The organism is Streptococcus shenyangsis, assembly GCF_006385785.1.
GTDB classification, from domain to species: domain Bacteria; phylum Bacillota; class Bacilli; order Lactobacillales; family Streptococcaceae; genus Streptococcus; species Streptococcus shenyangsis.
Map to the genome: position 1 here is coordinate 63,762 of NZ_VFSH01000006.1, position 14,877 is coordinate 78,638.

Annotated in this window: 19 protein-coding genes and 1 pseudogene; 15 read left to right on the forward strand and 5 right to left on the reverse strand. The window is 38.0% G+C overall.

The genetic code is table 11. The features are described 5' to 3' along the window. The first annotated feature begins 88 nt into the window (after positions 1-88). The 7 genes from FJR77_RS05685 (at position 89) to FJR77_RS05720 (ending at position 6,888) form a co-directional block, all read left to right on the forward strand. Positions 89-1,024: a dihydroorotate oxidase gene (locus FJR77_RS05685; RefSeq protein WP_140833662.1), complete on the forward strand. Its 936-nt coding sequence runs from the start codon at positions 89-91 to the stop codon at positions 1,022-1,024. A gap of 32 nt (positions 1,025-1,056) precedes the next feature. After that, the gene (holA, locus tag FJR77_RS05690; RefSeq protein WP_140833660.1) at positions 1,057-2,094 is read left to right on the forward strand and encodes a DNA polymerase III subunit delta; all 1,038 of its coding nucleotides are present in this window, start codon (positions 1,057-1,059) and stop codon (positions 2,092-2,094) included. 370 nt (positions 2,095-2,464) lie between these two features. Next, on the forward strand, positions 2,465-3,070 hold the full coding sequence (gene sodA / locus FJR77_RS05700) for a superoxide dismutase SodA (protein WP_140833659.1): 606 nt from the start codon (positions 2,465-2,467) through the stop codon (positions 3,068-3,070). Positions 3,071-3,226: 156 nt separating this feature from the next. Then, a complete protein-coding gene (locus FJR77_RS05705) occupies positions 3,227-3,757 on the forward strand; it encodes a YutD family protein (RefSeq protein WP_140833657.1) in 531 nt (176 codons plus the stop codon). 20 nt (positions 3,758-3,777) lie between these two features. Continuing rightward, positions 3,778-4,863, forward strand: a complete 1,086-nt coding sequence (gene rlmN / locus FJR77_RS05710; RefSeq protein WP_125411228.1) for a 23S rRNA (adenine(2503)-C(2))-methyltransferase RlmN — start codon at positions 3,778-3,780, stop codon at positions 4,861-4,863. Beyond that, positions 4,863-5,345, forward strand: a complete 483-nt coding sequence (locus FJR77_RS05715) for a VanZ family protein (RefSeq protein ID WP_140833655.1) — start codon at positions 4,863-4,865, stop codon at positions 5,343-5,345. The genes rlmN and FJR77_RS05715 overlap by 1 nt, the downstream gene beginning before the upstream one ends. Position 5,346: 1 nt before the next feature. After that, entirely contained in the window at positions 5,347-6,888 is a 1,542-nt protein-coding gene (locus FJR77_RS05720; protein ID WP_000025378.1) for an ABC-F family ATP-binding cassette domain-containing protein, read from the forward strand. Positions 6,889-7,027: 139 nt separating this feature from the next. Here the strand turns inward: FJR77_RS05720 and FJR77_RS05725 are convergent, their stop codons facing one another. The 4 genes from FJR77_RS05725 to FJR77_RS10310 all read right to left on the reverse strand — a co-directional run bounded on the left by FJR77_RS05725 (position 7,028) and on the right by FJR77_RS10310 (position 9,582). After that, entirely contained in the window at positions 7,028-7,852 is an 825-nt protein-coding gene (locus FJR77_RS05725) for a peptidylprolyl isomerase (protein WP_140833653.1), read from the reverse strand. 305 nt (positions 7,853-8,157) lie between these two features. Continuing rightward, entirely contained in the window at positions 8,158-8,382 is a 225-nt protein-coding gene (locus FJR77_RS05730; protein WP_001041097.1) for a helix-turn-helix transcriptional regulator, read from the reverse strand. A gap of 2 nt (positions 8,383-8,384) precedes the next feature. Next, positions 8,385-8,981 (reverse strand): DUF3796 domain-containing protein, encoded by a 597-nt coding sequence (locus FJR77_RS05735; RefSeq protein WP_140833652.1) that lies wholly within the window; start codon positions 8,979-8,981, stop codon positions 8,385-8,387. 445 nt (positions 8,982-9,426) lie between these two features. Beyond that, positions 9,427-9,582: a FanG protein gene (locus FJR77_RS10310; protein WP_080566786.1), complete on the reverse strand. Its 156-nt coding sequence runs from the start codon at positions 9,580-9,582 to the stop codon at positions 9,427-9,429. A gap of 28 nt (positions 9,583-9,610) precedes the next feature. Between FJR77_RS10310 and FJR77_RS05745 the strand changes: the two genes are divergently transcribed. The 3 genes and pseudogenes from FJR77_RS05745 to FJR77_RS10315 form a co-directional block, all read left to right on the forward strand. Then, the gene (locus FJR77_RS05745) at positions 9,611-10,225 is read left to right on the forward strand and encodes a CadD family cadmium resistance transporter (RefSeq protein ID WP_000615746.1); all 615 of its coding nucleotides are present in this window, start codon (positions 9,611-9,613) and stop codon (positions 10,223-10,225) included. An 11-nt stretch (positions 10,226-10,236) separates the two neighbouring features. Continuing rightward, on the forward strand, positions 10,237-10,575 hold the full coding sequence (gene cadX, locus FJR77_RS05750; RefSeq protein ID WP_000711087.1) for a Cd(II)/Zn(II)-sensing metalloregulatory transcriptional regulator CadX: 339 nt from the start codon (positions 10,237-10,239) through the stop codon (positions 10,573-10,575). A 42-nt stretch (positions 10,576-10,617) separates the two neighbouring features. Continuing rightward, positions 10,618-11,025 (forward strand): annotated as a pseudogene (locus tag FJR77_RS10315) (helix-turn-helix domain-containing protein); the annotation flags it as partial. A 306-nt stretch (positions 11,026-11,331) separates the two neighbouring features. Here the strand turns inward: FJR77_RS10315 and FJR77_RS10165 are convergent. Then, positions 11,332-11,475: a hypothetical protein gene (locus tag FJR77_RS10165; RefSeq protein ID WP_000849122.1), complete on the reverse strand. Its 144-nt coding sequence runs from the start codon at positions 11,473-11,475 to the stop codon at positions 11,332-11,334. A 175-nt stretch (positions 11,476-11,650) separates the two neighbouring features. Between FJR77_RS10165 and rpsP the strand changes: the two genes are divergently transcribed. The 5 genes from rpsP (at position 11,651) to FJR77_RS05780 (ending at position 14,793) form a co-directional block, all read left to right on the forward strand. After that, positions 11,651-11,923 carry a 30S ribosomal protein S16 gene (gene rpsP, locus FJR77_RS05760; RefSeq protein ID WP_000268760.1) on the forward strand — a complete coding sequence of 91 codons (273 nt, stop codon included), beginning with the start codon at positions 11,651-11,653 and terminating at the stop codon, positions 11,921-11,923. A gap of 19 nt (positions 11,924-11,942) precedes the next feature. After that, positions 11,943-12,182: an RNA-binding protein KphA gene (kphA, locus tag FJR77_RS05765; RefSeq protein WP_000379617.1), complete on the forward strand. Its 240-nt coding sequence runs from the start codon at positions 11,943-11,945 to the stop codon at positions 12,180-12,182. A 44-nt stretch (positions 12,183-12,226) separates the two neighbouring features. Further along, entirely contained in the window at positions 12,227-12,556 is a 330-nt protein-coding gene (locus FJR77_RS05770) for a MazG nucleotide pyrophosphohydrolase domain-containing protein (protein WP_025171702.1), read from the forward strand. A 327-nt stretch (positions 12,557-12,883) separates the two neighbouring features. Beyond that, entirely contained in the window at positions 12,884-13,786 is a 903-nt protein-coding gene (locus FJR77_RS05775) for a DMT family transporter (RefSeq protein ID WP_140833650.1), read from the forward strand. A 149-nt stretch (positions 13,787-13,935) separates the two neighbouring features. Beyond that, positions 13,936-14,793, forward strand: a complete 858-nt coding sequence (locus FJR77_RS05780) for an alpha/beta fold hydrolase (protein WP_140833649.1) — start codon at positions 13,936-13,938, stop codon at positions 14,791-14,793. The last annotated feature ends 84 nt before the right edge of the window (positions 14,794-14,877 follow it).

Here is a 14,877-nt window from a genome sequence, read left to right on the forward strand (position 1 = left end):
CATTTTTCTTATAAATGACTTTCTCAAAGAGAAAAGCTGAAAATATGGTATAATATTAGAAATAAATGGAATCTGGAGGATCAGAATCATGGTATCAACGAAAACACAAATTGCTGGTTTTGAGTTTGCCAATTGCTTGATGAATGCAGCAGGTGTGTCTTGTATGACGATAGCAGAGTTAGAGGGCGTTAAAAACTCAGCGGCAGGAACCTTTGTCACAAAGACAACGACCTTGGACTTTCGTCAGGGAAATCCTGAGCCACGCTATCAAGATGTTCCACTTGGTTCTATCAACTCTATGGGCTTGCCAAATAATGGCTTAGACTATTATCTGGACTACCTTTTGGATCTGCAGGAAAAAGAGCCGAATCGAACTTTCTTTTTATCTCTAGTCGGCATGTCTCCAGAGGAAACCCATACTATCTTGAAAAAAGTCCAAGAGAGTGAGTTTTGTGGTCTGACTGAGCTAAACCTTTCCTGTCCAAATGTTCCAGGAAAACCTCAGATTGCCTATGATTTTGAGACAACAGACCGGATTTTGGCAGAAGTATTTGCCTACTTTACCAAACCTCTGGGAATTAAATTGCCGCCATATTTTGATATTGTTCACTTTGACCAAGCGGCAGCTATTTTCAACAATTATCCGCTCAAGTTTGTCAACTGTGTCAACTCTATCGGAAACGGCCTTTATATAGAAGATGAGTCCGTCGTTATTTGTCCTAAAAATGGTTTCGGTGGGATTGGTGGAGAGTACATCAAACCGACTGCTCTAGCTAATGTTCATGCCTTTTATCAACGCTTAAATCCTCAAATCCAAATCATCGGAACAGGTGGCGTGTTGACTGGTCGTGATGCCTTTGAACATATCCTCTGTGGAGCGAGTATGGTGCAGGTGGGAACCACCCTTCACAAAGAAGGCGTCGGTGCTTTTGATCGTATTACCAATGAATTGAAAGCAATCATGGAAGAAAAAGGATACGAGAGCCTAGAAGATTTTCGTGGGAAATTGCGCTATATTGATTAAATGAACTAAAAAGTCAGAAGAAAGGAGAGACGATGCTAGCTATTGAAGAGAGCCAGAAGTTGACTTTATCAAATTTACCGAGCCTGAGCCTTTTTACAGGGACAGATCAGGGACAGTTTGAAGTTATGAAGAGTCAAGTATTGAAACAGATTGGTTATGATTCTGCCGACCTTAACTTTGCCTACTTTGATATGAAAGAAGTAGTTTACAAGGATGTGGAACTGGAGTTGGTCAGCCTTCCTTTCTTTGCGGATGAGAAAATCGTGATATTGGATCATTTTGTCGATATGACAACAGGCAAGAAACGCTTTTTAACAGATGATGAACTTAAGTCGTTTGAGGAATACCTTGATAACCCTTCACCAACAACCAAGTTGTTGATTTTTGCGGAAGGAAAGCTGGATAGCAAAAGACGGTTGGTTAAATTACTTAAGCGTGATGCCAAGATCTTTGATGCAGTAGAAGCCAAAGAACAAGAATTGCGCCAGTATTTTCAAAAGTGGAGCCAGAAACAAGGTCTGCAGTTTGCTAATCATTCTTTTGAAAATCTCCTCATCAAGTCTGGTTTTCAATTTAGCGAAATCCAGAAAAATCTCCTCTTTTTACAGTCCTATAAGGCAGATTCTATTATCGAGGAAGAGGATATTGTCAACGCTATTCCCAAGACCTTACAGGATAATATTTTTGATTTAACTCAGTTTATTCTGACTAAAAAGATGGACCAGGCGTGCGATTTGGTTAGAGACTTGACCTTGCAAGGTGAAGATGAAATTAAACTGATTGCAGTCATGCTAGGACAATTTCGAACTTTTACTCAGGTGAAAATTTTGTCGGAGTCTGGCCAAACAGAAGCGCAGATTGCAAGTAGTTTAGGCAGTTTTCTCGGACGCAATCCTAATCCCTATCAAATCAAGTTTGCGCTGAGAGATGCGCGAGGACTTTCCTTTAGCTTTTTGAAGCAAGCTATTTCTTATTTGATTGAGACAGACTATCAGATTAAGACAGGTCTTTATGAAAAAGGTTTCCTTTTTGAAAAGGCACTCTTACAGATTGCTAGTCAGATCAATTGACATTTTTTTGAAACTACAACCAGTGTCAAGATTATCTTGTCGTGGGTTTCTTGCTGATTTGCTTGTTTTATACTCAATGAAAATCAAAGAGCAAACTAGGAAACTAGACGCAGGTTGCTCAAAGCACTGCTTTGAGGTTGTAGATAGAACTGACGAAGTCAGCTCAAAACACTGTTTTGAGGTTGTGGATAGAACTGACGAAGTCAGTAACCATACGTACGGCAAGGCGACGTTGACGCGGTTTGAAGAGATTTTTGAAGAGTATTATTAGAAAGTATTTCAGTGATTTCTTCATCTATAAGCAAAAAACTTGAAAAAAGTGAATGTTTGCGTTATCATTTTCATATAGAAAGAAAAAGAGGTATTACAGATGGCTATTATTTTACCAGATCTTCCTTATGCATATGACGCTTTGGAACCATACATCGATGCGGAAACAATGCACTTGCACCATGACAAACACCATCAAACTTATGTCAACAATGCTAATGCAGCTCTTGAAAAACACCCTGAAATCGGTGAAAATCTTGAAGCCTTGCTTGCTGATGTAGAATCTATCCCAGCTGATATCCGTCAAGCGCTTATCAACAATGGTGGTGGACACTTGAACCACGCTCTTTTCTGGGAATTGATGACTCCTGAGAAAACAGCTCCATCAGCAGAACTTGCAGCAGCAATCGATGCAACATTTGGTTCATTCGAAGAATTCCAAGCAGCCTTCACTGCAGCAGCAACAACTCGTTTCGGTTCTGGATGGGCATGGTTAGTTGTCAATAAAGAAGGGAAGCTTGAAGTGACTTCAACAGCAAATCAAGACACACCAATCTCAGAAGGTAAAAAACCAATCTTGGGCTTGGACGTTTGGGAACATGCTTACTATGTGAAATACCGCAACGTGCGTCCTGACTACATCAAAGCTTTCTTCTCAGTGATCAACTGGAACAAAGTAGATGAATTGTACGCAGCTGCTAAATAATGGTATATGGAGGGAAGAATGGTTCTTCTCTTTTTTAGGTTATATGATTTTTGTCTGACAAAATCGTCAGACTTTTTTCATTTTTATGAGAAACGTGCTAACTGCTAGAAATTATGGTAGAATAAAGTATTAAGTAATCGTGAAAAAAGGATATCTATGCGAAAAGAAATTGCACCTGAATTATACAACTATAACAAGTTTCCTGGTCCTGAGTTTCATTTACACGGGGACAAGGTTGAAACGGAAGGGATAGCTTTTTCCTTGGTGGAAAATATCAAGGAAGCCTTTGATGTGACGACTTTTAATCAGCGTTTTTCAGAAGTCTTAACCAAGTTTGATTATATCGTGGGAGACTGGAGCAACGAACAGCTTCGCCTACGAGGTTTTTATAAGGATGATCGAACAGAAGAAAAACTTGAAAAAATCAGTCGTTTACAAGACTACCTTTTAGAGTATTGTAGTTATGGTTGTGCCTATTTTGTCTTAGAAAATGAAGCCCCTAAGCGAGCATCATTTGACAAGAAAATGCGTAAGAAGGAAGAAGAATCGTCTTCTAGAAAAGGAAAGAAACAGGCTCAAACCAAACGAAAACCGAATGCAGATAAGAAAAATAGACGTCGTCAGAAAGACCAGCATTCTCAGAAAGAGGACAAGGGGCAACGTCATTTTGTCATTCGTCAGAAGTGAGTAGAGAATAAGGAGAAGAAATGAAACCGTCAATTTATAGTTTAACACGTCAAACCATGCAGGAATGGGTTTTGGAGCAGGGAGAAAAGAAATTCCGTGCAGATCAAATCTGGGAATGGCTTTACCGTAAACGTGTCCAGTCATTTGAAGAGATGACTAACCTTTCCAAGGATTTGATTGCTAAGCTTAATGACCAGTTTGTGGTCAATCCCTTGAAACAACGTATCGTTCAAGAGTCTGCTGATGGGACAGTTAAATATCTTTTTGAATTGCCAGATGGAATGCTGATTGAGACAGTACTCATGCGTCAACACTATGGTTTGTCAGTCTGTGTGACCACTCAGGTTGGCTGTAATATCGGTTGTACCTTCTGTGCCTCTGGTTTGATTAAGAAACAACGCGACCTCAATAACGGTGAAATCGTAGCGCAAATCATGCTGGTTCAGAAATACTTTGATGAGCGTGGTCAGGACGAACGCGTCAGCCATATCGTTGTCATGGGAATTGGTGAACCATTTGATAACTACAACAATGTCTTGAATTTCGTTCGTACCATTAATGATGACAAGGGAATGGCCATCGGTGCTCGTCATATTACGGTTTCAACTTCAGGTTTGGCCCATAAAATTCGTGACTTTGCTAATGAAGGAGTTCAGGTCAATCTTGCCGTTTCCCTTCACGCACCAAACAATGAGTTGCGATCAAGCATCATGAAGATTAACCGTGCCTTTCCGATTGAAAAACTCTTTGCTGCTATTGAGTACTACATCGAAACAACCAATCGTCGTGTGACCTTTGAGTATATCATGCTCAATGAAGTCAATGATGGTGTAGAACAAGCCTTGGAATTGGCTGAATTGCTCAAGAACATCAAGAAATTGTCTTATGTAAACTTGATTCCTTATAACCCAGTTAGTGAGCATGACCAATATAGCCGTAGTCCTAAAGAGCGCGTCCTGGCCTTTTATGATACGCTTAAGAAAAAAGGGGTCAACTGTGTTGTTCGTCAAGAGCATGGTACTGATATTGATGCAGCTTGTGGACAATTGCGTTCTAATACAATGAAACGTGACCGCCAGAAAGCAGTCGCAACAGTCAATCCTTAATGATGAAGAAAACTTATAATCATGTTTTGGTCTGGGGAGTCATTTTCTATAGCATTTGCATTGTCTATTTTTGCTTTACTCCTCAAGAACATTCTCCTGTGGGGGTGGAAACTCCAGGTATTCAGCATCTTGGACGCCTGGTTTTTCTTTTGACTCCCTTCAATTCTTTCTGGAAACTGGGTGAAGTGAGTGACATAGGACAATTATGTTGGCTTTTTCTACAAAATTTCCTCAATGTCTTCTTGCTTTTTCCTCTGATTTTCCAACTCCTTTATCTCCTTCCAAACTTGCGGAAAACAAGAAAAGTGCTCTTTTTTAGTTTTCTAGTGAGTCTTGGAATCGAGTGTACGCAGTTGGTCTTAGATTTTTTCTTTGATTTTAATCGCGTCTTTGAGATTGATGATTTGTGGACCAATACCTTGGGTGGCTATCTGGCTTGGCTCCTCTATAAACAATTACATAAAAACAAGATAAGGAATTAAAATGAGTATTTTAGAAGTTAAAAATCTGAGTCACGGTTTTGGTGACCGTGCAATTTTTGAAGATGTGTCCTTCCGTCTCCTCAAGGGAGAACATATCGGTCTAGTCGGTGCCAATGGTGAAGGGAAATCAACCTTTATGAGCATTGTAACTGGTAAAATGCTGCCAGATGAAGGGAAGGTTGAGTGGTCCAAATATGTGACGGCAGGCTACTTAGACCAGCACTCCGTTCTTGCTGAAGGCCAATCTGTTCGTGATGTTCTCCGTACAGCCTTTGATGAGCTATTCAAAGCTGAAGCCCGTATCAATGACCTCTATATGGAAATGGCTGAAGACGGAGCGGATGTTGATGCTCTCATGGAAGAAGTGGGAGAACTTCAAGACCGTTTGGAGAGTCGTGATTTCTATACCTTGGATGCTAAGATTGATGAAGTAGCGCGTGCCCTTGGTGTTATGGACTTTGGCATGGATACAGATGTAACCTCTTTGTCAGGTGGGCAAAGAACCAAGGTACTTTTGGCTAAGCTCCTCCTTGAAAAGCCTGATATCTTGCTTTTAGACGAGCCGACAAACTACTTGGATGCTGAGCATATTGATTGGCTCAAGCGCTATCTCCAAAACTATGAGAATGCCTTTGTCCTTATTTCACACGATATTCCATTCCTAAATGACGTTATCAATATTGTCTATCATGTGGAAAATCAACAGCTGACGCGTTATTCTGGTGACTACTACCAGTTCCAAGAAGTCTATGCTATGAAGAAATCTCAGCTAGAGGCGGCCTACGAACGTCAGCAGAAAGAGATTGCGGACCTCAAAGACTTTGTCGCTCGTAATAAAGCGCGTGTTGCAACACGAAACATGGCCATGTCCCGTCAGAAGAAATTGGATAAGATGGATATTATCGAGCTGCAAAGTGAGAAACCAAAACCATCCTTTGATTTCAAACCAGCTCGTACGCCAGGACGCTTTATCTTCCAAGCCAAGGATTTGCAGATTGGTTATGACCGACCTCTCACTAAGCCTTTAAATCTTACCTTTGAGCGCAATCAAAAGGTTGCTATTATCGGAGCAAATGGTATCGGGAAAACAACTCTTTTGAAGAGCCTTTTAGGTATTATCCCGCCAATCGCTGGGGAAGTGGAGCGCGGTGACTACCTAGAACTCGGTTATTTTGAACAGGAAGTAGAAGGTGGTAATCGTCAAACACCACTAGAGGCTGTTTGGAATGCCTTTCCAGCTCTCAACCAAGCAGAAGTCCGTGCAGCCCTTGCTCGTTGTGGTTTGACAACCAAGCATATCGAAAGTCAAATTCAGGTCTTGTCAGGTGGGGAACAAGCCAAGGTGCGTTTCTGTCTCTTGATGAATCGTGAAAACAACGTTTTAGTGCTGGACGAGCCGACCAACCATTTGGATGTGGATGCCAAGGATGAACTCAAACGTGCTCTTAAAGAATACAAGGGATCTATTCTTATGGTCTGTCACGAACCAGACTTCTATGAAGGCTGGATGGACCAAATCTGGGATTTTAATAATCTAACTTAAAAATGAGGATAAAAGAAATACAGTACCGAATGTGGGTACTGTATTTTTTGGTTTTTAAGATTTAATACTCTTCGAAAATCAAATTCAAACCTCGTCAACGTCGCCTTGCCGTACTCAAGTACAGCCTGCGGCTAGTTTCCTAGTTTGCTCTTTGATTTTCATTGAGTTTAAAATCGTAGTCTTTCACCACTTCGATGCTGTCGATTGTGATAGCAGTAGTTGGCTTGTCTTTCTCATCTTTTTCGGCTTTAGCAATCTTATCTACAACATCCATACCATCAATGACTTGACCAAAGACTGGGTGCTTACCATCTAGACTAGGATTTCCCCCTTCTTTATAGGCTTCGATGATTTTCTTTGGATACTTGCTTGTAGGGAGTTTAGCAGAGGTATCTGTAGAGTTTTGGTTGATGAAGAACTGGCTACCATTGGTGTTTGGTTGACCAGTATTAGCCATAGAAAGAGCACCACGGATGTTATAGAGATAAGGAGTGATCTCGTTTTTGAAACCAGTTCCCTTGTCTTTAGTCTTATCCTTGTCATGCCAGATGGACTGACCACCTGTACCGTCCCCTTTTGGATCTCCAGTTTGGACCATAAAGCCATCGATGACACGGTGGAAGGTAATTCCGTTATAGTAGCCTTCTTTAGCATGAGTGAGGAAGTTTTCAACCGCTAGAGGAGCGAGTTTAGGGAAGAGTTTAATGCGAATATCTCCTTGACTTGTGTGTAGAATCACTTCAGCCTCGTCTTCAGCAACTTCTTTAGATAGTTGTGGGAAATTGGCGTTTTCGTTTGTTAAAGCATCGCTTAACTCCTTGGCAGATTGGGCTGCTGCTTTGGAACTTTCTTCAGCAGCAAGACTGGAATCAACATAGTCATCACCACGCAAACTACGTTGGATGTTGCCACATCCAGCTAGGGCTACAGTGGATAGTAAAAGAAGGGTTGCTAGTTTTTTCATTCTATTCCTCTCAAAAATTCATTTCTACCATTGTACCCTAAAAGGAAGGGGATTTCAAATATTAGTGACAAGGTAGTTTAAGAGAAAGTCAACCAAAAAGTCGCTTGATTAGGGACATCAATGCCATAAGTATACTCAAAGTATTTTGGGAACCAGATCTTAAGAGAGCTCGTAAAGCATCACAATTAGTAAACGTTAATTCGAAAGAATTACTATATTTTAAAAGAGCACATTTTCAATGGATTTTTTCTTTTGGCTTTACTTCCTAATTAATCAGTGAACTTAATACTAGGTCTCGAAAAGAATTATGCTTCCTCTTTCTGTCTGAGTTCAAAGAGGTCTTCTACTTTCAGATTAAAAACTTGAGCAATTTTAAGAGCCATTTCTAGTGAAGGATTGTAACGGTTATTTTCCAAGTGCAGAATTGTCTCGCGTCGCATGCCGATGAGGTCGGCTAACTCCTGCTGGGTCATGCCTGTGGACTCACGAACAGATTTGAGATTAGTAATAATCTTGCTTTCTTTGGCCATGCTTATCCTCTCCGTTCCAAGATAAAATAGACAACCGCAAATATGAAAATCAAGGCAGCTATGCTAATAAAGATCTGGCCCATGTAAAGCGTGAGAGACCCTATATATCCAATGCTAACTGCTAGAATCATCAGTGCGCCTAGTATAAAAACAAACATCAAGCTAGCTGCCTTGGCTAAATTAGTATAAAAGCGTTCGTCCGGAGTTTCCTTGACATTTTTAAAACAGAAAAAGCCAAATACAATCACTTCAATAACGAGGCCAATCCCCAAAATCCATTCTCTAATACCAGAACTTTCGCTTGGGGTCGCAACCCAAATACCTACTGTATAAAAAATGCTTGCTGACAACACAAGTATCGTGTAAAGCTTAGCAGACAAGTCAAAAATAGTCTTTCCCTTATCTTTCTGAATCTTATGAGGCCGTGGTTTCGTATGTAGCCAGCTCCAAATGGCTATAATTTGACCTGACACTGAAATACCAGTAATAACTAACTTGGGTCCCCAACTAAGATTAGAACCAAATAAAACAATAAAATCAATAAAGAGAGCTACGGCAATCATTGCAATGAGGCCACGCATTTTTTGACTTTTTTTCATGATAGACTCCTTTTTTGTGTTATAAATATATAACACTTAAATTTTATGTTATAAATATATCACATTTAAATTTGGAAAGCAAGAATTTATGTGCCAAGGTGGCAATTATTTGAAAAAATTTTTTAATAAAAGCCCTCGCTAGTCAAACAACTAAAGAATTCTTTGAAGCAATGCATCGGATTTGGTTTGGATAGTTTCGTTAATAATATTTGATGATAAGGAATTTTTGGAAAATCTAGATACTGTATGAATCTCTACTTTTTTTCTTAGACTGTTATAAAGTCTGTCAGAATAAGCTTTGTAGGTATAGAAGTTAATTTTTACAGAGGTTAAGTAAGGATTTCAGTACACGTCAATAGATGTCAAAATACTGATTTTAAGCGATTTTTGATTTTTGGAAACTCATTATATCGCACTACAAATCAATAAAAACTCTACCTTTTACTCAACCCTTTTTAGATAAATATATCATCTGGATATTGAAGTTAAGCCCTGCTGTCATTGCGATGGCAGGGCTTTTTAATATTTGGTACACTAACTTCTTATCTATATTTTGGTGGATTTTAAGTTGACATCTACAAAGTTTAATGTTAGAATACATTCAAAAATATATTTGAATGAGGTGTTTTATGATTCAAAATGTTGTTACTTCAATAATCCTGTATTCTGGGACAGCCGTAGACTTACTTATTATCCTAATGTTATTTTTTGCCAAAAGAAAAAGCAGAAAAGACATCATTAACATCTATTTAGGACAATTTCTAGGCTCTGTTAGTCTAATATTGCTAAGTTTGCTTTTTGCATTTGTCTTAAATTATATTCCTAGTAAAGAGATTTTAGGTTTACTCGGTTTGATTCCAATTTTCCTAGGCCTCAAAGTTTTGCTTTTAGGAGATTCTGATGGAGAAGCTATTGCAAAAGATGGTTTGCGAAAAGACAATAAAAACCTGATTTTTCTAGTCGCTATGATTACTTTTGCAAGTTGTGGCGCTGACAATATTGGTGTCTTTGTCCCATATTTTATTACCTTAAATTTAGCGAATTTGATAGTGACTTTACTTACTTTTCTAGTCATGATTTATCTCTTGGTTTTTTCTGCCCAAAAATTAGCACAAGTCCCTTCTGTTGGAGAAATTTTGGAAAAATATAGCAGATGGTTTATTGCCGTTGTCTATTTAGGATTGGGGATATATATCCTGATTGAAAATAACAGTTTTGACATACTATGGACTATATTAGGCTAGGAGAAAATATTATGAAAAAAGATAGTATCTGCCAAGTGAATGTTATAAATCAGCAAAATATTACAACCGCAACGAACTACCTTGAAAAGGAAAAAGTCCAAAAATCACTTCGCATTTTAACAAAATTTACCGATAATAAGCAGATAAATATCATCTTCTATCTTCTTGCTGTTGAAGAACTCTGTGTCTGTGATATAGCCTGTTTACTAAATCTCAGTATGGCATCTGCCTCCCACCATCTTCGTAAACTAGCCAATCAAAACATCTTGGACACTAGAAGAGAGGGGAAAATTATATATTATTTTATAAAAGATGAGGAAATCAGAGATTTTTTTAATCAACTAGGATAACAACTATTTTTACTACTTTTCCATGATTATAGGGGATTATATATGAAATTTTTTGATGAAAATTACTCACAAGAAATACATACTCGTATCAAATCTTTAAGAGAAAAATATAATTTAAAGCAAAGCTACCTAGGTAATGCAGGTCAAGTTAGCCAAGTTGAAAAGTAAAAGCGACAAGTTACCGCTTCAATATTGCTTTATTTGAATACTTAAACCGACTTGGACTATAAAGAAATTATTTTTAGAGATATTGCCAAGTTTGTTGAAAATCTGTTTTACCACTGCTTCAGCTCTATTATATTTAGAGATTTAGAAACTGTAAATAAAAGAATGAATTCTTTGTCGGATGATGACTTAATTTCTATACAATCTAGCTGTCTTAGACTTTCCAAGACATTCGCAAATTTCAATATTCAAAGAAAAAAATTTTTGATTTCTGATGAAACTGAAAAAATTATCCATAATGGCAAAAAGGTCATTAAAAAATCAAAAAAGATAAATCAATTTCAACAACAATGGACACATACGCCGAGTTAGCACCGCAAAGAAAGTTAGAATCTGTTAATCTTTATATCGATAAGATTGATGAACTAACGCAATAACTACTCTACCATTCACTCTACCTTTTATTATGTAGCATTCTAAAAACATTGATGTACCAACGTTTCTAACAGCTAAAATAGAAATTATTTAATCTTTTACAGACCTAAACTATTTCCCTATTTAGAATCTATTCATTCATATTTTATAAATTAATTAGTAGATATCATTCTTAAAATCCTTGATATTTCTCTTGGGAACAGGCTTTGGATTTAGGAGCCAGGTATCCAAATCACGTTCAGGTGAGATATAAGGTTTGACTCGGTGGTCTTTATAAAACGTTTCTAAAATAGTTTTCATGACATTCTCTTTCTGATTTTTCTTTAAAATTATAGTAAATTTCTAAATGGTTTAAAAATTTTATAGTCTGTCAAGTTTTTTTCTTGACACCTGCCAGAAATCTGCTATAATAGAACATGTGCTAAATAGCTCAGCTATTTCACTCAAATAAAAAATAAGAAAAGAGACTTTAAAAATGGCAGTTAAAATCCGTTTAACTCGTATGGGTTCTAAGAAAAAACCTTTCTACCGTATCAACGTAGCAGATTCACGTTCACCACGTGACGGACGTTTCATCGAAACAGTTGGAACTTACAACCCACTTGTTGCTGAAAACCAAGTAACTTTGAAAGAAGACCGCGTTCTTGCATGGTTGGCTGATGGAGCTCAACCTTCAGATACAGTACGTAACATCCTTTCAAAAGAAGGTGTATTGAAAAAATTCCACGATTCTAAATTCTCAAAATAAGTTTAAAGTAGGTTGACAGATGGATACGATTGAAAATCTCATTATTGCGATTGTGAAACCCTTGATTTCACAACCAGATGCCTTAACTATCAAGATTGAAGATACACCAGAATTTTTGGAATATCATTTGGATCTTGATCAAAGTGATGTGGGTCGTGTAATCGGTCGTAAGGGTCGCACTATTTCTGCGATAAGAACGATTGTCTACTCTGTCCCAACTGAAGATAAAAAAGTAAGAATCGTTATTGACGAAAAATAAGAAGGGCGGGACGAATGTCTCGCTTTTTTTGCAAGGAGCAGGATATAAAGGATTTAACGTTTAGACAATTACAAGACTACCTACTCGAACTTTACCAGCAGTTTCGGACTGAGGGAGGTCTCTTTATGAAGTTAGTGGAGGAAGTCGGAGAAGTAGCTGAGGTTTTGAATGGCCGTTCTGGTAGAAAAGAGGGAGTTCAGGATTCTAACGAGGAACTAGCAAAAGAACTGGCTGATATCATTCACTATATCGTCGCAATAGCAGCTATTAATCATATTGACCTTACCAAGACTATCTTTGAGAAAGATAAAACTGCAGCCATTAAGTACCAACATGAACGAGATTTGGAAGGATTTTTGAAGGGGGACCTCTAAGACGATAAGAAATGATTTTTTACTAATAAAGAAGGTATTAGTAAATATAAGAAAGATAAAGCAAGGAAACTGGCAGTTTATATTATCAAAGTAAGGAATCTCCAAGAGGCAGATAAGTTAGAGCTTGTGAGACAAGAACGAGAAATGCAGATTAGACTCGTAGACTCCTTTTTACTCAATGAACTAGATAAACGGTGAAAGTAGGCATAAAAAACCAATCCTAGAAATAGCATCTAGGATTCTACTATGCTACAATTGAAAGATAGTCTCAAAGAATTCTAGTCAATCAATCTTGAGAATAGCTATTTTTAAAAGGAGTAACAGTCTATGAACGAGAAAACAAAAGCTTACCTAGCAGCCTTATCCTTTTCAGCCATCATTGGATTTTCTTTTTTATTTACTAAGATTGCTTTAGGCTATGCCAGTCCTCTCACAAACTTAGCGCATCGCTATACAATCGCAGCTTTAGTAATGGTTGTTCTTCATCAAACCAAACTTATTAAAGTGAGTTTAAGTAGAAAAGATATTCTTTCTATTCTTCCTATGAGTCTTTTCTATCCTCTTCTCTTTTTTATTTTTCAATCCTTTGCTTTACAGTATATATCGTCTTCTGAAGCTGGAATTTTACAGGCTCTTGTCCCGATTTTTACGCTCCTTTTAGCATCGGCCTTTCTCAAGGAAAAGACAAGCTTGCTTCAAAAGTTCTTTTTATTTTTATCTGTAGCAGGAGTAGTTTTTATCTTCCTTAGTAAAGGAGCTAACTTTGGTACTGAGACTGCTAGCTTTGGCTTTCTCTTGATGTTGGGATCTGTTCTTGCTAATGCAATAAACAATATTCTCAGCAAGGCTAAAGGAGGTCGCTATCGGGCCATGGATATGACAGCTGTTGTGATATTTGTTGGCTTCGTCACCTTTAATACACTGAGTCTGACCTCTCACTATCTAGAGGGGAACATATTAGCTTACTTTGCGCCACTTGGACAGGTATCTTATCTGCTGTCAATTCTCTATTTGGGAATTCTAGCCTCTATCGTTACTGGTAGTCTCTCTATCTATGCTATTGTTCGACTTGGAGCATCAACCGTCAGTGTATTTGGTAATCTTGGAACAGTTTTGACCATTCTAGCCGGAGCCCTTATCCTCCACGAACCAATTTATAGCTACCATGTGATCGGAGCAACTTTGATTATTGCTGGAATTTTAGGCATGAATCTGATGAGAAAAAAGTAAAGATTGCTTAGCAGTCTTTTTCTTAATCAAGGTTGTGCAGAAAATTCAAAATTTTTAATGAACTTAAGTTTAGAAAATGATGATTTTAATATAGCATGATAAAATAGATAAAAAGAATGACACTAGGATAAAGAGGAGAGAGTGTAATAATGAAGCAAAATGATATAGCTGAAGCTATTGCTTTTTATGAAAGAAAACACGAGATGTTAGAGCGCCACATTGTACCTGTCGTAGATTGTGATTTGGCTGTTTATCATCGTCCTGGAAGCTCAAGTAAGGGACACATTATTTTTTATCATGGAGCTTGTGGTCGTAGTCAGATGTGGGCTCACCAGTATGATGCCTTTGAAGGATTTGACCTCTACTTTGTCAATGTTAGAGGACAGGGTGAATCACCTATGAAAGTTGGTCTACCTGACTTAGAAGGTGCTGTTCAAGATGTAGATGCTATTTTGTCCTATTTCCAGTTGGATAAGGTGATATTGGTTGGTCATTCTTGGGGAGGAAATCCTCTTCAAGAGTACACCTATCGTCATCCAGAAAGAGTTCTAGCCTTGGTCATGGTAGATAGTTGGGGGCAGCATCGTTACCTATCAGATAAAGAGAGAAATCGCATAAAATATAGTTCTCTTATGTATAAAACGGTTCCTTGGAAGATGATTGCAGATAAGAACTCAAAAATGTGTACAGATAATCCTATCACAAGAGAATTAGTCAAGACGGCCATTATAGAAACTGGGAGAGATGTTTTTTTGAACCTTGGAATCACAGGTTTCTTAGCTGTCCATGAGATAGAAGGTTATCAAGGAAATCCTCCTATGCTATTAGTAAGAGGAGAAAATGATTTTCCCAAACACCTAAAAATGATCTACGATGGGATCATTGCCTTAAATCCAAATGCGCGTCAAGTAACAATTGCAGATAGCAAACACCAGCCTATGAATGACCATCCTGAAGAGTTTAATCAGCTTATTGGTGAATTTTTTGAAGAAGTAGTAGCTCTGTAAGATGAGACTTATCCAACTTGAGAAAATCCTTGGAACGTGATAAAATAAAGGATAAGGATTTTTAATAATTCATTATATAGAATG